Source organism: Pseudomonas sp. MWU12-2319 (assembly GCF_023242525.1).
GTDB lineage: Bacteria > Pseudomonadota > Gammaproteobacteria > Pseudomonadales > Pseudomonadaceae > Aquipseudomonas > Aquipseudomonas gingeri_D.
In genome coordinates this window covers 347,497-368,232 of record NZ_JALJES010000002.1, presented here as the reverse complement: position 1 = coordinate 368,232, position 20,736 = coordinate 347,497, and the positions used below count along the sequence as shown (strand labels likewise).

The 20,736-nt window shown below is 64.7% G+C and carries 16 protein-coding genes; 2 read left to right on the top strand and 14 right to left on the bottom strand.

All coding sequences use genetic code 11. The features are described 5' to 3' along the window. Window positions 1-93: 93 nt before the first annotated feature. Complete coding sequence (locus M5C01_RS04385) at window positions 94-1,011, bottom strand: pyridoxal-phosphate dependent enzyme (protein ID WP_103495056.1); 918 nt, start codon at window positions 1,009-1,011, stop codon at window positions 94-96. Window positions 1,012-1,261: 250 nt separating this feature from the next. Then, the gene (locus tag M5C01_RS04380; RefSeq protein ID WP_152737412.1) at window positions 1,262-3,298 is read right to left on the bottom strand and encodes an NADPH-dependent 2,4-dienoyl-CoA reductase; all 2,037 of its coding nucleotides are present in this window, start codon (window positions 3,296-3,298) and stop codon (window positions 1,262-1,264) included. 212 nt (window positions 3,299-3,510) lie between these two features. Between M5C01_RS04380 and M5C01_RS04375 the strand changes: the two genes are divergently transcribed. Both M5C01_RS04375 and M5C01_RS04370 read left to right on the top strand, forming a co-directional pair. After that, window positions 3,511-4,650 carry a carbon-nitrogen hydrolase family protein gene (locus M5C01_RS04375; protein ID WP_152737411.1) on the top strand — a complete coding sequence of 380 codons (1,140 nt, stop codon included), beginning with the start codon at window positions 3,511-3,513 and terminating at the stop codon, window positions 4,648-4,650. Then, entirely contained in the window at window positions 4,647-5,687 is a 1,041-nt protein-coding gene (locus M5C01_RS04370) for an AraC family transcriptional regulator (protein ID WP_152737410.1), read from the top strand. The genes M5C01_RS04375 and M5C01_RS04370 overlap by 4 nt, the downstream gene beginning before the upstream one ends. A gap of 362 nt (window positions 5,688-6,049) precedes the next feature. Here the strand turns inward: M5C01_RS04370 and M5C01_RS04365 are convergent, their stop codons facing one another. From M5C01_RS04365 to M5C01_RS04310, 12 genes are all read right to left on the bottom strand, one after another. Beyond that, on the bottom strand, window positions 6,050-6,964 hold the full coding sequence (locus M5C01_RS04365; protein ID WP_152737409.1) for a DUF2242 domain-containing protein: 915 nt from the start codon (window positions 6,962-6,964) through the stop codon (window positions 6,050-6,052). A 105-nt stretch (window positions 6,965-7,069) separates the two neighbouring features. Then, window positions 7,070-7,765, bottom strand: coding sequence for a response regulator transcription factor (locus M5C01_RS04360; RefSeq protein ID WP_103495061.1), 696 nt, complete (start codon window positions 7,763-7,765; stop codon window positions 7,070-7,072). 316 nt (window positions 7,766-8,081) lie between these two features. Then, window positions 8,082-11,345 carry an ImcF-related family protein gene (locus tag M5C01_RS04355; protein ID WP_178129755.1) on the bottom strand — a complete coding sequence of 1,088 codons (3,264 nt, stop codon included), beginning with the start codon at window positions 11,343-11,345 and terminating at the stop codon, window positions 8,082-8,084. Between the two features lie 60 nt (window positions 11,346-11,405). Continuing rightward, window positions 11,406-12,587 carry a type IVB secretion system protein IcmH/DotU gene (gene icmH, locus M5C01_RS04350; RefSeq protein WP_152737407.1) on the bottom strand — a complete coding sequence of 394 codons (1,182 nt, stop codon included), beginning with the start codon at window positions 12,585-12,587 and terminating at the stop codon, window positions 11,406-11,408. Further along, window positions 12,587-13,924 (bottom strand): type VI secretion system baseplate subunit TssK, encoded by a 1,338-nt coding sequence (tssK, locus tag M5C01_RS04345; RefSeq protein WP_152737406.1) that lies wholly within the window; start codon window positions 13,922-13,924, stop codon window positions 12,587-12,589. Before tssK ends, icmH begins: the two co-directional genes overlap by 1 nt. Next, complete coding sequence (gene tssJ / locus M5C01_RS04340; protein ID WP_178129754.1) at window positions 13,917-14,423, bottom strand: type VI secretion system lipoprotein TssJ; 507 nt, start codon at window positions 14,421-14,423, stop codon at window positions 13,917-13,919. The genes tssK and tssJ overlap by 8 nt, the downstream gene beginning before the upstream one ends. Then, entirely contained in the window at window positions 14,410-16,341 is a 1,932-nt protein-coding gene (gene tssI / locus M5C01_RS04335) for a type VI secretion system tip protein TssI/VgrG (protein WP_178129753.1), read from the bottom strand. The genes tssJ and tssI overlap by 14 nt, the downstream gene beginning before the upstream one ends. 16 nt (window positions 16,342-16,357) lie before the next feature. Next, on the bottom strand, window positions 16,358-16,747 hold the full coding sequence (locus tag M5C01_RS04330) for a DUF4280 domain-containing protein (RefSeq protein ID WP_152737403.1): 390 nt from the start codon (window positions 16,745-16,747) through the stop codon (window positions 16,358-16,360). Window positions 16,748-16,828: 81 nt separating this feature from the next. Beyond that, window positions 16,829-17,830, bottom strand: coding sequence for a type VI secretion system baseplate subunit TssG (gene tssG / locus M5C01_RS04325; RefSeq protein ID WP_152737402.1), 1,002 nt, complete (start codon window positions 17,828-17,830; stop codon window positions 16,829-16,831). Beyond that, window positions 17,815-19,698: a type VI secretion system baseplate subunit TssF gene (gene tssF, locus M5C01_RS04320; RefSeq protein ID WP_248764280.1), complete on the bottom strand. Its 1,884-nt coding sequence runs from the start codon at window positions 19,696-19,698 to the stop codon at window positions 17,815-17,817. The genes tssG and tssF overlap by 16 nt, the downstream gene beginning before the upstream one ends. Next, entirely contained in the window at window positions 19,673-20,167 is a 495-nt protein-coding gene (locus M5C01_RS04315; protein WP_177102298.1) for a GPW/gp25 family protein, read from the bottom strand. Before M5C01_RS04315 ends, tssF begins: the two co-directional genes overlap by 26 nt. Before the next feature lie 70 nt (window positions 20,168-20,237). Next, entirely contained in the window at window positions 20,238-20,711 is a 474-nt protein-coding gene (locus M5C01_RS04310; RefSeq protein WP_103495069.1) for a type VI secretion system tube protein Hcp, read from the bottom strand. Window positions 20,712-20,736 lie beyond the last annotated feature (25 nt).

Here is a 20,736-nt window from a genome sequence, read left to right as displayed (position 1 = left end):
TGCGCAACCTGTAGGAGCATGGCTTGCCAGCGAAGCCTTTGGCGATCTTGAGGGCCCCTTCGCGAGCAAGCTCTGCTCCTACAAGGACCGGGTTTACAAAGTAAAACCTCGGCGACCCTGTAAACCACCGGTGTGCACGAAGACCAGGCGCGTGCCAGGGGCAAAACGTCCGGCGTTCACCTCTTCCTGAAGCGCCAGTAAAGCCTTGCCGGTATACAGCGGCTCCAGCGGTACTGCGCTCTGTTGCTCGCTTTGCACGATAAAATCCAGCAGCGTCGGATCGACCTTGGCAAAACCGCCACGGCAGGCGTCGATCAGTTCAAACGCCGGGCTCATTACCCCGCCCTCCTCCAGGATCGCCGCGACCAAAGGTGCCACGCCATGGTCAGCCGGCACCGCCAGGGCACCATATACCGGTCGACGCCCGGCTTCGGCCAGCACCAGCCCGGCCAGGGTGGTGCCGGTTCCGGCAGCCAGCCACCAGCCGTGATAGTCATCCCAGCCGAGTGCCGGTAGTTGCTCATGGACCTTTTCCAGCAAGACCCCACAACCACGCGCGCCCATCAAACCGCCACCGCCCTCCGGAACGCCGCGCAGATGTGGATAGCGTTGCTGCCACGACTCCCAGAAGCCTGGCGCATGCCGCGCCCGATAACCGCCATAGCCGAGCCAGTGCAGCTCCATGCCGAAGGCCTGGAGATCGACGACGGTGGGAGTTTGTACCGGATTGCCACGCAGCAGGCCGACGGTGGGGAAACCGAAACGCTTGCCCGCCGCCGCCAGGGCGTGCAGGTGATTGGAGTGCGCGCCACCCAGGCTGATCAGGCCTTCGGCACGGGCCTGCCGGGCCGCCGCCAGATGTTCGGTGAGCTTGAACCACTTGTTGCCGCTGATCAGCGGATCGATCAGGTCGAGGCGCAGTATGGCCACCTCGACCTCGGCCTGGGTCAGCCAGTCCAGGTGCAGGGGTTCGAGGGGGGCGTGGGGGTGCCAGTCAGCAGGGGGTAGCATTGCGGGGTGGTCCGATGGGAGGAGACCCACCAGTTTAACAGTTCAGGTCTTGTGGCGTTCTCGAGGGCCTCTTCGCGGGCAAGCCCTGCTCCTACAGATTCGAGCCGATCACAAAATTTGCGCACGACACAAGGTTGTAGGAGCAGGGCTTGCCCGCGAAGAGGCCCTTAAGCCTTGCAGCGCTCATCGAGGCGCCATCGCCAGCAAGCCGGCGCCTACAGGAGAAAAGCCGCGCTCAGTCTGCTCAGACCTACAGCCCAGCCGCCAACCGCGAACCCTGGTCGATCGCCCGCTTGGCATCCAGCTCCGCCGCCACGTCCGCACCGCCGATCAGGTGCACATTCTGCCCCGCCGCCACCAGCCCGTCCTGCAACTCGCGCAACGGGTCCTGCCCGGCGCAGATCACCACGTTGTCCACCGCCAGCAACTGCGGCTCGCCACCGCCGATGCTGATATGCAGGCCCGCCTCGTCGATCTTCAGGTACTCGACGCTGTTGAGCATCTGCACCCGCTTGTTCTTCAACCCGGTGCGGTGAATCCAGCCGGTGGTCTTGCCCAGGCCATCGCCGACCTTGGAGGCCTTGCGCTGCAACAGAAACACCTCACGGGCCGGTGCATGGGGTTCGGCCTTGATTCCGGCCACCCCGCCACGCGCCTCAAGGTGGGTGTCGATACCCCACTCCTTCCAGAACGCCTCGCGATCCAGGCTGGTGGCCACACCTTCATGCACCAGGAACTCCGAGACATCGAAGCCGATACCACCAGCGCCGATCACCGCCACCTTGTGGCCCACCGGCTTGCGCTCCAGCAGCACATCCAGGTAGCTCAACACCTTGGGATTATCGATGCCGGGAATCGCCGGCAACCGTGGCGCGATGCCCGTGGCGAGAATGATCTCGTCGTACCCGCCAGCCACCAGTTGCGCCACATCCACCCGTGTATCCAGGCAAACCTCGACATGGGTGGTCTGCAGCTTGCGCTTGAAGTAACGCAGGGTTTCGAAGAACTCTTCCTTGCCCGGTACACGCTTGGCGACATTGAACTGGCCACCGATCTCACTGGCCGAATCGAACAGCGTCACCTGGTGCCCGCGCTCGGCCGCCACGGTGGCCGCCGACAGACCCGCCGGCCCGGCGCCAACCACGGCAATTTTCTTCACCTGGGTGACCGGCAGGTAATTCAGCTCGGTCTCGTGGCAGGCCCGCGGGTTGACCAGGCAGGAGGTCAACTTGCCGCCGAAGGTATGGTCCAGGCAGGCCTGGTTGCAGCCGATGCAGGTATTGATTTCGTCGGCACGCCCTTGGGCCGCCTTGTTGACGAACTCCGGGTCGGCCAGGAACGGCCGGGCCATGGAAACCATGTCGGCGTCGCCCTCGGCGAGGATCTGTTCGGCCACTTCCGGGGTGTTGATCCGATTGGTAGTGATCAGCGGAATGCCCACCGAGCCACGCAACTTGGCGGTGACCTTGCTGAACGCTGCGCGCGGTACCTTGGTGGCAATGGTCGGAATCCGCGCCTCGTGCCAGCCGATACCGGTGTTGATGATGGTCGCGCCGGCCTGCTCGATGGCCTTGGCCAACTGGACGATTTCGTCCCAGGTGCTGCCGCCTTCCACCAGGTCGAGCATCGACAGGCGGAAGATGATGATGAAGTCCGAACCCACCGCCTCACGCACCCGGCGCACGATCTCCACGGGCAGGCGCATGCGGTTCTCGTAGCTGCCGCCCCAGCGGTCGGTGCGGTGGTTGGTGTGGGCCGCGAGGAACTGGTTGATGAAGTAACCTTCCGAACCCATGATTTCGACGCCGTCGTACTCGGCATTCTGGGCCAGGGCTGAACAGGTCACGAAATCGGCGATCTGTTTCTCGATACCTTCCTCATCCAGCTCTTTGGGCTTGAACGGGTTGATCGGGGCCTGGATCGCACTCGGCGCCACCTGTTTCGGGCTGTAGGCATAACGCCCGGCATGGAGGATCTGCAGGCAGATCTTGCCGCCGGCCTGATGCACCGCGTGGGTGACGATGCGATGCTGGTCGGCTTCGGCCTGGGTGGTCAGCTTGGCCGCGCCGGAATACACCCCGCCCTCGTCGTTTGGCGCGATACCGCCGGTCACCATCAGGCCGACGCCGCCACGAGCACGTTCAGCGAAATAAGCCGCCATGCGCTCGAAACCGCCGGGCTTTTCCTCAAGGCCGGTGTGCATCGAGCCCATCAGGGTGCGGTTGCGCAACGTGGTGAAACCCAGGTCGAGCGGGGCCAGCAGGTGCGGGTATTGGGCGGCGGTCATAGAAACTCCACAACGGGCAAGATCACGGGATGCGGGAAGCTCTTCGGCCCCCGTCAGTTGTATGACTGGCACATTAAAGACGCCCAGGCCCTGGCTCAATGACCGAAACTGACAACTTATTGATCCAAATGTGCAGCGCCCCTTGGCAAGCACGCCCGTGGGCCCTACCCTAGTCGACGACTCCCGCACACGGTCGTTCGTTATCCGCCCCCATGCACAAATTCCTGCTCTTCTCCTTATCGGTCCTGCTGCTCGCCACCGTCGTCGGTTATGGCGTGTGGACCCAGCAACGTGGCAGCGGCCACTACCTCTCGGACCTGCGTATCCGCCTGGCCGTGAACCAGGGCGTGGCGGGCGAGCACGGCAACCTGCTGGGCCTGCAACCGGAGCTGTTTCCCAACGACTACCAGAGCCCGGCGCGCCTGCACCGCAAGTTGGCGGCCTATCTGCAACAGGCCCGTGGCCTGGGACTACTGAACGCCAAGACCATTGTGGTACTGCCCGAACATATCGGCACCTGGCTGCTGCTGCGCGGGGAAAAGGATGACCTCTACCAGGCCCTCGACCAGCAGGAGGCGATGAACTGGCTGATGCTCGGCAACCCGCTGAAGCTGCTCGGTGCCCTGTTCAATGCCAAGGGCCGCAGCTTCCTCGAAGACGCCCGCCTGCGCATGAAGGCCAAAGGCATGGCCCAGGATTACCAGGCGGTGTTCGGCGGCCTGGCGAAAGAATTCGGCGTCACACTGGTGGCCGGCTCCATCGTCCTGCCGGATCCCAGCGTCGAGCAAGGCAGCCTGAAAATCGGCAAGGGCGCGCTGTACAACGTCAGCCTGGTCTTCGCCGCCGACGGCCGTCCCCTCGGCCAGCCCCAGCGCAAGCTCTACCCGACCTTCGACGAACGCGGTTATATCAAGGGTGGCGAACGCCAGGAGCTGAATGCCGTGGAGACCCCGGCCGGGCGCCTCGGCGTACTGATCGGCAGTGACAGTTGGTACCCGGACAACTACCGCCGGTTTGACGAACTCGGCGTGTCACTGATTGCGGTGAGCGCCTCGCTACCCGGCAAGAACAGCTGGGAACAGCCCTGGCGCGGCTTCAAGAACGCGGCCACGCCGGCGGAGATCAGCCTCAGGCCCGGCGAACTGGGCGAAGGTGAAGCCTGGCATCGCCTGACCCTGATCAGCCGCGCCCCCGCCAGCCAGTCCACGGCCGGCATGACCGTGTTTCTCCGTGGCCAGTTCTGGAACCAGCGTTATTCGGGACAGAGCTTTATCAGCCGGGACGGGCGCTCCATCGACGGGCAGGACGGCAGTGATCGCGGTGCCCGCCTGCTGAACCTGTGGCTGCCATGAAGCCGGTATCAATGCGCCTGGGCGACCTGTCCGTGAGCTTCGTCCACAGCCTCGCCGAGGCGGTGAGCAGCCATGACCAGGACGCTGGGGCGCTGCTGGAGCAATATGGGCTGGACCCGGCGCGCCTGGCCGAGCCCGGCGCCCGGCTGTCGATTCCGCGCTATATGCGCCTCGGGCACGCGGCGATCCAACTGACCGGCGACCCGGCCCTGGGCTTGCGCATGGGTCGTTTCAGCCGACTCCCCCAGGCGGGCCTTGCCGGTATCACCGCCGCCCAGGCACCGACGGTACGTGAAGCGGCGCGAACCCTGACCCGCTTCGAAGCGCTCTACGGCTCCAACTATCGCGGGCAGTCGAGTTTCCACGAAGACACCGACGGCGCCTGGCTGCGCTTCTACTCCATCAGCCCGTACAACGCCTATAACCGCTTCGTGGTGGACTCGATCATCGCCGGCTGGCTACAACAGCTGGCCAGCGTCGGCGGCGAAACGCTGCACGCCGAACGCATCGACATCGAATTCGCCGAACCGGACTATGCGGCGGCCTACAAGGGGCTGGGCGACTGCCAGGTGCACTTCGCCGCCGAGCACAATCAATTGCGCCTGAGCCAGGCCAGCCTCGGCCTGCGCAACCCGAACCATTGCCCCGGGACCTGGCGGCACCTGCTGCAACTGTGCGAACGGGAACTGGAACAACTGACGCGCACCCGCAGTCTGCGTGAACGTATCACTCAGTTGCTGGGGCCTTTGCTCAATGGCGGTCGGGAACCCGACCTGGAAGAAGTGGCGGCACGCCTGAAGCTGCCGACCTGGACACTGCGTCGCAAACTGGCCGAGGAAGGCACGCAATTTCGCGCCATTCTCAACGACACTCGCCGTGACCTGGCGATGACCTATATTCGCGACACCGAACTGGCTTTTGGCGAAATCGCCTACCTGCTCGGGTTTGCCTCAGCCGAGGCCTTTCAACGGGCTTTCAAACGCTGGAACGGCCAGACACCCGGCGAGTTCCGCCGCAGCCAGCGGCATTCGGCCTGAGCCGAAAAACGACCGTTTACAGCTCGGTCGCGTCTTCAGCCGGCTCAACGGGGTCCAATTCGAAAGCACTGAACTCCAACAGCTCTTCTTGATAGTCATCCATCGTCAAACTCCTTTTTCGCTCGTGGGTAAACTGCTGTCTTGCTGACCGCGCCTTTGGGAACGGGCTGGATCCAGCATAGGGGTCCCATGTGAAGGAAAAATGAAGCACCCCGTCTGCCCAGGCACTTGAATAAGGGCCTGAAATAAAAAACTAGCAGAACGGTCAGAATTTACCCACTTTTATTTTGCGGGCAGCGTCCCCTGTCACAAGGTCACGGGATCGAGGTCGACAAACCCGACCCCGCCACCTTGTGCTCGGCTTACTGAGCCGCAGGCGCCGGAGCCGCCGGTTCGCTGGCCGCTGGCGTCGGGGCAGGCGTCGGCTCGGCGGGGGTTGCCGGGGCGGCTGGAGTGGCGGGAGCCTTCTCGAGCGGCGTTACCGGAGCGGCTTCGGCTGGCGCGGCGACCGGTTCGGACGCGGCAGGAGCAGCAGGGGCCACAGGAGCTACAGGAGCTACAGGAGCTACAGGAGCACTATGCACAGGGTCCGCGGCCTTCGCTGCCGGCGCAGGCGTCGGGTCCGCCGGCTTGGCGTCGACGGCCTTGTGCTCTGCCGCCTTGGGATCCGCCGCCTTGGCCGGCACCGCTTCGGGCATCCCCAGTTCGGCCTTGGGTTTCTCGTCGGTATGTTTTTCTTTTTTCACTTCAGGTGGCAGGAACAGCTCCACCAGGGTGAAGAAACGGTCATAGAAGGTCGCCGAGGACACGGTCTCGCTGGCCACCTTGACCATCGAGTCATCCGTCGAGCCGATCGGCATCGACACCGAGCCCAGCACGCCCACGCCGAGGCTCGCGGAGTTGTTGACCTTCTTCAGCGCATAACGGTCCTGCAGGGCGTTGGCGAACATGGTCGAGCGATGATTGGCCGCGCCATCCGCCGCACAGACCACGCTGAAGCTGATCTGCATGTGGGTATCGCCGGTCTGCTGGAAGCTCTTGTTGCCGCTGATCAGCTTCGGGTCGCTGCTGGTGATGATATAGCCCTGGCTGAGCAAGGCACGCCGGGCCGCTTCACAGGACGCCGCGTCGCTCACACCGTAATTGCGTGAGAACGTGCCGGCGTCGTCGAAATTTTCCCGTTCGTAAACGGCGGTCTTGGTGGTCGACGAGCAGCCCGCGGCGCCCGCCAGCATCAGTGCCAATGCAACGGCACGCAAGTGGAATGATGTCGACATTGAAAATCCTGAGGAAAAACGGTCCGGGGCGTATTGTGCATCAGTTCGACATCGCTGAGCGCACACTGAACAGGTTGTGACAGCGAATTTTCAGGAAAATGCAGATCAGCGCCCCTCCATCTGGTAACGCACCTTGTACAACTCGTTGTCGCCACGCAGTCCCAGCTTGCGAAAGGCCGCCTGCTTCTGGGTACTGATGGTCTTGATACTGCGTGAGAACTTGCGCGCAATATGGCTCACCGACAAGCCGTCCAGGCAGCAGCGCAGCACCTCGTGCTCGCGCACCGTCAGTTCGGAGGTCCTGGCCAGCACGTCGAGGCTGGCGACCTCGGATTCCGAGGCCGGCGTGGCGATGTCGAGCCGCGACACCTCATGCACCTGCAATGCCTCTGCCATGTCCGGGTGCAGGTAGACCTTGCCGGCCGCCACCTGACGAATGGCCAGGACGAACTCGTCGGAATTCAGCTCCTTGCCGATAAAGCCGCTGGCCCCGCAGCGCAGCGCCAGGGCCACCGTCGCCGGTACATACAGGGACGAAATGATCAGCAGCCGCAGCTTGGGAAAGCGGATCTTCAAGGTACGAATCAGGTTCAGGCCGTCGACCTCGCCCGAGCGCAACGAGTAGTCCATCACCACCAGGTCGACTTCCTCCTCGCGCAAGGCGGCCATCAGCGTCGAACCACGGCTGAAGCTGCCCAGCAACAAGAGATCGGCCTCGGCCTGGATCTTGATCTCCATGCCGCACAGGACCAGGCTGTGGTCGTCCAGAATCATGAGGCGGGTAGGCTTTTTCTCGAGCATGGACTCTCCTGCACTGCTGCCAATGAAAAACTGACTCGGCAGTGGTCAGGTCCGACCGACGCAAAATCGTTGTGCGGACCGCCACCCCTTCACCATGGCATCCTGCCCAACCGATACATCCCCTGATCCGCAGGGCCCCTCACCCTGCGCCAGACTCCCACCCGGCCAGCCGCGCCACGATGACGATCGGCGCCTCTGGCGTGGGCTATGGGAGGTCATGCTAAACAGTCGTCGGTGCATCCGACATAGGATATTTCCACGGGCCCATTACGAAACCGACCTTCATGGTGCAGGACAGGCCAAATACCGACAGTCGCTACGTCGATGGGCATCGGAAATCGCTGAGGATCTTGCGGCCGAAGGGATGGTCAAGGCTGGCGCTGCGCAATTGCAGCACCACCTCGACGTCCTCGAAGCCCAGGGTCAACCAGTAACCTTCTCCGCTCGGCGCCGGCACCAGGCGCCCCTGTTCCATAAAGCGGAACCAGGCCCAGGGCCCTTCGGCCGAGCGCACCAGGGTCCGACCGTCGATCAGCGTGACCACCATCCTCAACTGGCTGCCCAGGGCCCGGGTCGGCCAGGTGAACAGGCTGGGACGGATCGGACCATGGGCATAGCTGAGCTGCAACTCGTCCAGGGTCAGGCGCACCTGGGCGATGCTTTCATCCATGGACACGGGACTGAGCTCGAAATCGACCCGTGCGACGTCGGACGCAGCAGGGAAGAACGCCCGGCGAATCTGCTCCGCACGTCGGAACTGCGCCGCCACTTTGCCCTCCAGCAGCGTGACGTCCGGATGGCTGCGCTGGAAATCCTGCAGCAACCCGGCAGGTGCGAACAAGCGGTTGAAGTCCGCCAGCGATAGCTGCTCCCGGGCCTGCCGGTCAAAGGGATAGCGCTGGGCGAGCAGCCGCGAGCATTCGGGGCCCAGTTGCAGGTTCAGGTTGGCACCGACCGTCGCCACCGTCTTCTGATGCAGATGTTGCCGGCCGACACTGACGATATCGGCGAACAGCGGATGCAGCAGCGGCGGCAGGCTGTCGATCTGCCGTCTCAGCTGCTCCAGGGCATCCACCGGCGGGCTCGGCAAGCCCATCGCCAAGGCTTGCTCGCGGGCCTGGAGGTAAACCGCCGCCTGGGCCAGGGCTTCGCGCAATGCCTCAAGCCCGGCGGCGCTGCCTTCGGTCAGCTGTTGCAGCAGCGCAAAGTGCCGGTTGACCAGGTGCTCCTCGGCGGCAATCGTGGCAGGCAGCGCCTTGGCCACCTCCGAGGAGAAACCGGAGGCCAGTGACGACACTTGCTGACGCGCTCTGTCGACCAGACGCTGGGGAACCTCGGGGATCTCCAGGCGGGTTTCACGCCCTGCCGCGCGCAGCAGACTGAACAGCGCCGAGTCGGCCCGCGACAACCGCTCGAGCCTGAGGGCCAGGGATTCGGGCTGGTCGAGGCCAACCAGTTGCAAGTCGGCAAAGAAGTTTTCCCAGTGACGGATATAGTCCTGTGCATAAAGCGCCGACACTTCGTTGTGCAAGGTCAGTGCGTCCAGCCGCAGCCCCTCGCCCATGACCCAGTCTTCATCCTTGAGCACCTCGGCCACCAGTAACGGCAGGCGGATCCGCAGTTGTTCATAGCCCTTGGGGCTGAAGCGTGCGGGAACACCTCGGTTCAAGGGCTCGCCGCTACGCCGGGCAAGACTCAGCAGGCCCTCGCTGCCGCTGACCGCGACGACACTGAAATCCTCCGCGTCGGCACTGGCCAACATTGTGCTCAACCGGGCGTACAGACGCTGCTGTTGCGGCTCGCTACGCAGTTGTCGACGCTCCCGCTCGACCCACTGCGGATCGACGCTCAGCACCGGCCCCGTCGCCAGCAGCGGTATCAGTGCCCGGGCATGAACCTGCAATTGCTCGCGTTGCTCCGGGGCCAGCGACTGACCGAGATCGCCCCGCACCCGGGCCAACAGCCAGTCGTCGAAGGCCGCCGATTCGAAGCGGCCCTGGCCGCCCAGCATCAGGTAAAAGCGCAGACGCTCCTGGCGCTCGCTATACGGCTCGTTCAACGGGGAATGCTGCAAGCTTTGTACGACGCCGGGCAGCAATTCATCGAGTAACGCCTGCTGGTAAAGGCTGCGGGTCTGGCCCAGCAAGCGGCGATACTCGCTCAACCAGAAGCCGGGCAACAACCCGGCGCCCGAGGGTGGATAGGCCAGGTTCCTGAAATGCGCCAGGCGTTCGAGCAGCGTCGGCGTCACACTTGCTCCGGTAGCGCTGGCCGGTAACTGCTCAAGCAAAACTTGTTGCTCGGTCAGCCACTGCAACTGCCGGGTCTGCAGCCAGTAACCGTTGCCGAGCAGCGTTGCCAACAGAATGACCAGGGCCGCCGCGCCGAAGACCAGCAACCAGCGCCCCCCGCCCGCACCCCGCGACAAGAATCCCCGCCAGCGCCCGTGACGTCGACTCTGTTGCAGACAACGGACCAAGCGTTGGCTGGCAGCCCGGGTGCCCGGCTCGAACCGCAAGTGGCCGCTGCAATGCAGCGATTGCAGATGGGCCTGCGCAACCCGCGGCTGCTCGAAAAACGCCGTTTGCAGATAAGGCTGCAAGACCTCGCCGAACTGTCGCCACAAGCGCGGGAAACCGTAGAGTTGAACCCGCGCAGCGGTCTGTGTCTCTCTCTGCAAACGCTCGGGTATTGTGTCTTGCACCGCCGCGAAGGCGCGGACAAGGCGCTCGGCCAGCCCCGACAGGTTCTGCCGATTGCGCCCATGGGCAAAGGCCAGCGCCAGGTCTCGTTCCTCGGCCGGCAAGGCCAGCAACGACGGCTCGAATCCCGGCAAGCGATCACAGTGGGTGACGATCACCTGCACCGGCAAGCCCTGACCGAACCGGGCGCCCAGCTCTTCCAGGCGCGCCCGCAGGATCAACGCCTGGGCATCGCGGGCGGCGGGCGCCAGACGCAACAGATGCACCGCATTGAGCACCAGCACCGCTCCCGCAACCCCCAAGCCGTGACGATGCGAGCGGCTCAGTTCATCGAGCAGGCAACGCCATAACCCTTTGCCGTCAGGATCGGCCTGGGTCAGCAACGCGGAGCTCACGGCCATGACGGAAAAAGCGCCGATACGCCCCGGGTGCAAATCATCATGCGGCAACTCGTCGCCCGTGGGTGCGCGACGGCCCTTCTCTCCCATCAGACTGCGCTTGCCGGCACCGGTCGCCCCCAACAGCAGGAACACCGGGCCGCTGGCGTTGGCCTGGCTTTCCAGGCGCCAGTGCTCCAACCGCTCGCGCAAGCGCCGTTCCCGGGTGCCAGGAGGATTGAGTTCCTGCAACGCCGACTGCGCCGCCTCGGCGCGGAGCAACTCCCGACGCTTGCGCCGTCGCCGGGCCCACCCGAAAAAAATCAGCCCCACCAGGTACATAGGGCCCAGCAACAGCCACTGCTGCCAGTCCTGGGCCAGCGGCGCAACACCATCGATGGACAAGCGCGGCCCCTGATGGCGGACCAGCAGGGTCAGCAGATAAAGCCCCACCACCAGCGGCAGCGCCCGCAACAGGTTTTTCAGCAATCTCAAGAGCATGGTGGCAGTCATCCGGCGAGGGCAAATGGGGTGACGCGCCCCCTGGCGGGGCGCTGGCGGTCACAGCGGTTCGAGCACAATCTCCACCCGACGATTGCGCGCCCGGTTGTCCGCGCTGTCATTCGGCACCCGTGGTTCACTGGCACCACGCCCCAGGGCCTGGACCCGCCCGGGGTCGGCCGCCGCACCGAACATCTCGACCAACACCGCGCGGGCGCGCCGCAGCGAGAGCTGCTGGTTGGAGACCCGGCCCTTGCCCACCGGCGTGTCGTCACTGTGGCCGATGATCCGGATACGCCCCGGCCAATCCGCCAGCACCGTGGCAGTACGCTGCAAGGTGGCTCGACTTTCTGGCGCGATCACGCTGCCGCCTGGGGCAAACAATTGCCTGGTACCGAGCAACAGCCGCACGGCGCCGGCCTCCTCCTGCAACGTCAGGCGTCCGGCGCGGATATCCTCGGCCAGGCGTTCAGCCAGCGTGGGCAGGGCTGCCGGCGCAGGAGGGAATGCCGCCACGGTGGACGACAGCCGCGACAATCCAAGCCGCTGCTGGGCGGAACGCACCTGCAAGTCATAGGCACCCGCGACGGCGAGGCCCATCAGCAATACCAGCAGGCCGCCCAAGGTCCAGCGCAGCGCACGCCGTGGCCAGCGGCTCGGTAGCGCGGTTTTCGGCGACGGACGCGGATAACGCTCGCGATGCAGGCGCAGGGTTTCGTAGAGTCGGGCACGTTTGAGGATCAGGATCGAACGGCCTTCGCGTTCGATTCGATAACGCCCCTCCAGGCCCAGGGCCAGACACAGGTACATCAGTTCGAGCAGCGCCAGGTGCTCCACAGGCTTGAGCTGCGCCTCGTCCAGATAGGCGAAGAATCCTTCGCCGCCCTTGGCTTCCTGATGAAAGGTCATCAGCAGGCTGTGCCGTGACCAGGCGCCCCGGGCCCATTCGCTGCTGGCGATGATTTCATCGAGCAAGGTGCACAGGGCATAACGGGCACGCAACACGATGCGTGATTCGATACCGCAAGCCAGGGCCTGCCGCTGGAAGGTCCGCAACCGGGCGATCAGGCGCAAACGCAGCGCCGGCAGGTCGGGCTGGCGCTTCAGCCGCTGGAACACCACCACCTCATGCAGCAGGTCGTCAGCCAGCACGCAGAGGTTTTCATCGGCAACCGCCGGTCCGGCCTGGACACGCTCGCGAGCGTTTTTGCGCGATCCGCGAGCCGTTCTGGCAAACGCCATCACGCCTCCCTGATGGCCCAGAACGCCAATTGCAGTCCCGGAAACGAACCGGCCACATGCAGGCCGAAGCCGCTGGTGTCCACCAGATCAGCCCACAAGGGATGGTCGTTCGACAGCTGGAAATAGCTGAAGCCGGGGTAGTAAGGCAGCTCCCTGGGCGCCGTCGGCAACACCTGGATCGCCAACCCCGGCAATTGCAGGTTCACCAGGTCGTGCAGGCGCTCGGCCGGACCGATCTTCAAGCGGCTGGGGAAACTTTTGCGCAGTTCCTCGTCGGGCACCTGCGCACGCACCGCGAGAATAAAACGCGCCGATTGATACAGGTTGATATCCGGCACCTGGGCAAAACGGAAACCAAAGGCACCGCTCTTGAGCGCCAGGGCGACCACGTCGGCACCGGCCACCGCACTCAACGCCTGCAACAGGTCCTGGATCAACGGCACAAAGCTCTCGCCCAGGCGGTCATGGCGGTACGGCGGATACGCCCTGGGGCGCTTGCGCTCCTGGCCGAAAATCGCCAGTTCGCCGGCCAGCCGCACCAACTCGCGGTATAGCAACTCGGGGTGTAGCGCCGGCTGGCTGGCCAGGTGCATCAGTAAACTTTCGGCGCGATTGACGCTCTGCAGCATCACGTACTGCTGGATCTCGGTCATCCCGCCGAGCCCGCCCTGGCCCAACCCGCCAGCCAGGGCCACACCGCGTTGGCGGGCGCGGGCGATCAGTTCGTCGACGGAGCGCGCCAACACCGGCGAACTACGCCAGGCCAGCAACGGTGCCACCTGTTGCCGGTCGAGCACCACCAGGCCGGCGGCCGTGCGCTCCACCACCCGGGCCACCCGCAAAAAGACATGGGAGGCGGCGACATCCGCCTCCCGCGCCAGCTTCAGGTTCAGACGACAGACCTGCAAACAGGCCGGATCGCCGCCCTCGGTATTGGCGTCGGCCACCAGGACTTCGCTGATCCGGTAACGGGCCAGGCTGTCGTCCCCGGGGGCGGTTTCGGTGTCCGCCGCCCCAGGGCGATTGAGGGCCAGGGCCAGCACCAACTGCACGTCACGCTCGCCGTCGGCCACCGGATAACGCAGCCGGACCAGTTCCTCGTCCGTCAGGGCGAAGGGACTGCCATCGGGCATGATCCCTTCGCAGGCGCTCAGGGCCAGGTTGCCCAGCGCCAACTGCGCGGCATCGATTTTCAGTGTGGCAAAGCCCCAGCCATGGGGTTGCACGGCACGCAGGACCTGCGCCAGCCGGGCCCGATGATGGAGCTCTTGCTGCTGGAAGTGCTGCGGCAGCAGAAACATGCCTTCGGACCAGACGACGCCGTCGTGACTACTCATCGGCGTTCTCCTCTGCCGGCGCCGACGTCAACGCCACGCGCTGGCGAGCGATCTGGGCCTTCAGCCGCGAGGGGCGCGTCGGGTCGATTTCGGCCCAGGCCCACCACTGGGCATGGTCGATATTGCGGTACTCGGCCACCAGCGCGATAAAGCGGGTGCCGGGCACGGGAAGAAAGTTCTGCTCCTGCTGCTGGCCCGGGCGCAGCAGCACCGATTCCTGGCGCAGCAGATCACGGCCCAGCGCCTGCTCGGCCGCGGCTTCGGACTGGAACAGCTCGACCTGTTCCAGGCGCTTGCTGTCCGCCAGTTGCAGAAGCCTGACGATCACCGGCGACGGCCGCCCATGCAGGTCGGGATTGCTGTCCAGTGCCGCTTCCAGGGACAACGCGATACGCGGTTCAGGCGGCGGTTCGTCCGACCAGAACCAGGCACAGCCCGGGAGCGTCGACACCAGCAGCAGGCACAGGGCGCGTCGAAACACCGGCTTAATCGCGACCATCGTCGGCCTCCTTGGGCTGTTTGGCCTTCGCAGGTGCCGCCGCCTTGGCCGAGGTGGTGGCCGCGGCGGCGCCGCCATTGATGTCGACCGAGGCGGTACCGTCGAGGGTCACGGTCTTGCCGTTGATCGCCACACCCGCGGCGCTGAGTACCAGGGTACTGGCACCGACCTTGAGGGTCAGGCTCTTGCCGGCTTCCAGCACCAGCTTGCCGTTGGCCTTGAAATCCATATCGGTGGCGCTCGACTGCCATTGGCCGGCAATCCGACAATGGCTATCGCCACCGATATCCAGCGATTGATCGGCGTCGACCCGAGTGTTGCGCCGGCCGCCCACGGACTCATGAAGGTCATCCTCGACCTTGAGAAACTGATTGGCGCCCACCGTCAGGTGCCAGTCGTTGCCAATGCTGGCGAACGCATCGTTACGCACCGTCAGGTCCTGATTGCGTCCGGCATGGATCAGCAGTTGCTCGTGGCCCTTCCTGTCGTCGAAGCGCAACTCGTTGTAGACATCCTGCTCGCCCAGGGACTGTGATTTGAGACCACTGCGGGCCGCCTGGGCCGGCAGCTCCCAGGGTGGCCGGTGACCGGCGTTATAGAGCCCGGCGGTGACCAGGGGCCGGTCGGGGTCGCCGCCGAGGAACTCCACCACCACCTCCTGCCCGACCCGCGGCACGAACAGCGCCCCCCAACGCTTGCCGGCTATCGGCTGGGCGACCCGGACCCAGCAGGAACACGTCTCGTTGCGTCGCCCGCTGCTGTCCCAGTGAAACTGCACCTTGATCCGACCGTACTCGTCGACCCAGATCGGATCGCCTTCCTTACCGACCACAAAGGCCGTCTGTGGTCCGGCGATCAGCGGACGCGGTGTCTGGATCGGCGCGCGAAACACCTGGGTGGTCGGGATCGCCTCGACTTCGCAGCGTAACCCAGCCCCTTCATCGAACTGCAAGGTCGCGGCAACAATCAGGTAATCGCCGTTCTGCTCGGTTCGAGGGTGATCGACCAGGCTGAAACACTGACCGGGCACCAGGTAAGGCGACTGGCTGACACCCCATCGCGACTGCTGGCAGACCTGCGCGGCTTCGAGCTGAATCCGTGCCAGGGCTTCGCCGGACCGGCGTCCCTTGAAGCGCCCCGGAAAACCTTCCTGGCGATAATCACCATGGCGCGACGTCGCCGCGCTCGCGTGGCTGACCGAGAGAACGCTGGCTTCACGGTTACTGGCCTTGGAGAAATCGAAGTCCACCAGGCTGAACAACCCAGGACGCAGCTCGGCGCGGGACTCCCAGCGCTGCATGATGCCCGGGTTGTTGTCCAGGTTGGGCCGATAACTCATTTCACGCAGGTGTTGCACCGGCTTGTGCATCCCCATGGAGTCGACGATGACCAACAGGTGAACCTCATCCTGGTCTTCGAAGAAGTAGTACAGTCCCGCGTCCTCCAGCAAACGACTGAAAAAAGCAAAGTCGCTTTCAGCGAACTGCACGCAGTACTCCATCGGCTCCGTAGATTCTTCGGCCCGCCAATCGAAACAGTCGGAATAGTCCTTGAATACGTCCTCCAGCACCTCCTTCAAGGTCATGTTCTGGAAAATCCGGTGGCGCCGCGACTGCGCCAGGAACCATAACCAAGGCCTGAGCGAAACCCGGTAGCGCGCATCGCGACCGACTCGCCCCATGGCGCTGAAGGCACTGATATAACCCTGGATGAAACGTCCCCGCCCTTCCTCGACACCCAGGCCCAGTGCCAGGGGTCGCCCGAGCAAGTCATCGGCCTGTAAGCCATCGTCTGCACAGGAGAGCGTCAGCTCATACTCGCCGAGCCGGCTCAACCCCTCCTGGGCGGTGAGCGCCAGCAGCAATAGCGTGGCATCGACGCCAGGCACCTGGACACGGTAGTAGGTGTTTTCGGACATGGTGACAAGGGCTCGCTCAGGCAATCGTGGTCTTGAGGGTGGCGCTGGCATTGACGCTGATCTGACCACCCCAGTTGCACTGGCAGGTGCAGCAGTGGTCCAGCGCCGGCAGCTTGGCAATCCGTGTTCGCATCGCACCGGGCTGCCAGGGCGTGAGCGTGGCGGGCACGCAGGGCATCGGCGTCAACACGCCCATGGCGGCGGCCGTCGCCGCCGCGACCTGGGGGTTGGCCGGACTGTGACAGAGGCCGAAGGCGGGAATATTGACCATGGGTTGATGATCGAGAATGTTCGCCGCCAGCCGACCTTCGACCTTGACCCGCCCCAGCGGCAGGACACCCAGGGGAGCCGGCGCGGCGCCAAACGAACAGGAAAGCAAGGCGCCCATTACAACTTGCTGATTCATGCGTGCTCCAGACAGACATCCGTGGAAAGCCCGCGCAGTGTCAGTGAAGGGTGCCCTGCGGGGTATCGGATAACTCCTAAATCAGCCGACGTGGCCCGGTGCGGGTCGCTGAAAGCGCGCGGGCTCGAAACGCCATCCCGCTGCCGTCGCACCCTTGTGCCCCAACCAGCAGGCCCGTCCCAGGCCCTGCCGTGCGCCCAGTTGCAGGCCTGGTCGCTGCCCTGCCTCCAGACACACATCGAGATCCCATTGAAAGGTCGGTCCGACATAACATTCGACCAGTTGGCACAAGGGTTCGAAGTAACGTCCGCCGGGCAGCAGGTGCTGGTAGTCCGCCCAGGACAAAGGCCCCAGGTGCAAGCAGAAACTGTGCTGGATATTCCACAGCCGGCGCCCCAGCAACGCGGCCCCGCCCAGCCGCGCCGACTCGCGCCGCCGACCCAGCTGCAAGCGTTCATCGGATGCCAGGACAGTCCGATGCCGGCCCAGGCTGCTGAGCGCCACCGGCAGGCGCAGCAGATCCCGGACCAGGGCCAGTAAACCGGCGGCACTGCGGCGCTGATCGATAAACTGCGGCGCGTAGTAGCGCGTGGCGTTGGGCAAGGCGCGGGGCTGGCCCGGAGAGAACGCCGACACATAGTCGGCGAAACGGTCGTCGGCCGGACGATCGGCCCAGACCACCGGACGCACCCGCGCCCAGCTTCGATAAAGCAGGCTCAGCAGACGGTGGTGAAACACATCGAGAAAGTGCGCCAGGGTACTGTCGCCATGGTTGATCTGGCGCGACAGCACATCCTCGCTGAAATGCAGGGGCATCGGCCCGTTCGCCCCCGTCAGGCCGAAGAAGTTCACCGCCAGCTGCGCGGCACGGCCCTCACGCAGGCGCAGTTGAGCGATCATCGCCGGCTCGAACGCCAGCGAGACGTGCTGCGCCAGACGCAACGGATCGTCGCCCAGGCGCTGCGCCGTCCCCCAGCGCGGCGCATCAGGGTAGGTGCGCTCGAGCAAACGCATCGCGGCAAAAAAATCGTAGCGCCAGGGCTGTTCGACCAACTCGGGCGGTGGCGCTACCAGATCATGCATTGACCCGCCCTCGCCTGCCAGGTCTTGATAGGGCCTCGGCTCACACTGTGCAACTCGGTCTGCATAAAGGCATTGAGCGCGGCATAACGCACAAAAAAACGCTCCAGCGCGGCGCCGAACAGATAGGTCCCGGTGCCTTCGCAGGCGGCGTCATCAAGGACCAGGGTCAGGTTCAGCCCGCGACCGAACGCCACCGGCCCGGCCCCGGGCAAACGCCGGGTGACGACCTGCGCGCGCAACGAGACGATGCCTTGCAGCAACTTGTGCCCGCTGCTGTCGCCCTCGGGCAGGTAATGCGCCAGCAACTCGCGCAAGGCCCGGGCCCCGGCCGCCCCGTCGTGGTGAGCCAGGGGCAGGTAGTTGCGCGACAACTGCCGCACCACCTGCCATTGCCGGTCGCCCTGGGACGGCGCGGGGAGCGGTCGCGAAGGCCCGGCCACACAACGGATCGCCAATACCGGGGCGCCCACGTCGAGGACGAAGTCGGTGTTGCCCGCCCCCAGGGGCAGGCGCAACGGCAGGTCGCGGTTGGAACACAGCACGTCCACCGCCAGGCGCTGCAACTCGGCGTCCGCCTCCAGCGCCACGACCAGACTGGCGTCACAGCCGCGATAACGCCGCTGCCCGTCGACAAAGCGCTGCGGAACGCGGCTGGGGGTGCGCTGCATCTGGTAGAAACCCGCCAGGCGACGCTCGTCTCCATCCAGCCGTTGCGGGGCATACAACGGCAGGATGACCTGACGCTCCTTGGAACCGGCGGCATAGCCATGGACCGCCAGGACCTCCTGGATCTCGTAGGCGAGTGGCCGGGCCTTGTCGACCACCAAGGGCAAGTCATGCCGATAAGGATCGACGACGATTCGCTCGACCCGCTTGTTGAACAGATTGATCACCGGTACGCAGAACAACCCGAAGTGGCTGGCATTGAGCAACGCCGACAAGGGTTGTGACAGGGGCGCGAACACCACCACCAGCTCCACGCTGCGCGCCGGACAATCGCGCAACGCCGGCCCCAGGCCACCCAGGCTGACAAAGCGCTCGCCCTCGGCGAAGGCGAGAAAGGTCTTGAGTTGCGCGCACACCGCGTCACTGTTCAACGACCGTGCATACTGACTGGAGACCGGGTGCGCAGGCGGTTGCCGGATATGCTCGGGGTCGATTCGTGGGCTCCATCCGCCCTCGCCTTCGCCGCAACGTACGAACAGACCTTCGGCACGTGTCAACAGGGCTTCCTGGACCGCCAGCGGCAGCGAGCCATCGCCGCGCAGGAACAGCGTCAGTTCCTGCAGTGCCAATTGATCGAAGGACACCCCGGCGGTGGTTCGCAGACGCAGGCGCAAGGCACCGCCTTCCTCCTTGACGACGCTGGCGGGCAAGCCCTTGAGCAGTCCCGCGCTGGGCAGGTACTCGGCCGAGTCCAGGACCAGGGGCCAGAGCGTCACCGGGCGCAGGCTGCGAAACTCGCAGCGCGGGTCTTGCCCGCCCGCCTCACCCACGGAGCGCACCACGCTATCGGCCGGCAAGGTGAACCCCGAGGCCAGCGAGCCCTCCTGCAAGTCCGGGGAAAGCTGCAGTACCGCCATGGACGGCACCGGCAGCAACTGCTGCGGCTGCACCAGTTCCAGCAGGCTCTCGGTGAAACGCGGAAACTCGGCTTCCATTTGCAGTTGCACCCGGGCAGTGAGAAAACTCAGCCCCTCCAGCAAACGCTCCACCGACGGATCGGTCACCTCATCGGGGCGCAGCCCCAGGGTGGCGGCGATCTTGGGGTAGTCCTCGGCGAACTCGGCACCGGCTTCACGCAGGAAACTCAATTCACGCTCGTAGTGCCGCAGCAGCCGCTCATCCATGGGTGGACGGTCGACCATAGGGCCGGACCCGCACCTCACCACTTTCGGTGTTCCAGGCCGACTCCAGGCGAAAGGCGTGCAACGCATCGAGGCCGCGGATCTCGCCCTCGATCAGAAAATTCAGGCTGGCACTGCAGGACGTCACCGGCAGCAGTTGCACCGCGACGCTGTAACGCAGGATGCGCGGTTCGAAATCCAGGACGATTTCACGGATGCGGCTCTCGAGCTTCTGCGTATCGATGCTCGACAGCACCACGCCCGCCAGGTTGCCCAGGCCATAGTTGAGCACTGAACGGGTGACATGGGGCTGGCTGCCCAACGGGCAGATCGCCCCGAGTCCGGTGGCATTGAACAGCAGCGTCAAATCTCGGCACAGGTGTTCCAGCTCTTGCTGCGCACCGCCCCCCGCCCGGCGCCGGGTCATCTCATCGCCAGGATTGGCGGGACGCAGCAGACGTTCGAGCAGCGGTGTCATGGAAGTGCTCATGAAAATCCTCCCGAAAAAAACCCGGCGCCGACGGCCCCCGCAGCATGCTGCGGGGGCCGTCGGCGTTCGATCACACGGTCGTGTTGCTGAGCAGGTCGTAGCTCTTTGCAAGGGTCGCGACAGCCTTGCCATCAACGAAGTGCTTGTACTGGTACTTGATGGCGGTGAAGCTAATCTGGATGGTTTCGCTCGGGCGATCACCGCTACCGCTGATGGAGTAGCTGCTGATGATCGGCGCCGTCAGCGTGAACTCGACGTAGGGTTCGTTCTTGCCCGTCGAACTACCGCTGGTCTGGATGATGCGCAAGGTCGCCTCGTCCAGGGACTTGCCGCTAACCGACTCGATAAACAGATTAGGCGAAGCGACGTCAGTGGTTTTGTTCAAGGTTATCTCGGTGACATGCCCGACACTCGGCTCACGGTCATTGCCGATGGAGATGGAACGACCACTGCTGAACCCCCAGGAGTCGATGACGATCCAGTCCTTGTGATCCTTCTCCTGGCAGTTCCCCTTAATCTCGGTTTTGAATTTCAATACAATCATGCGGACTCCAACATCTGTTTATTTG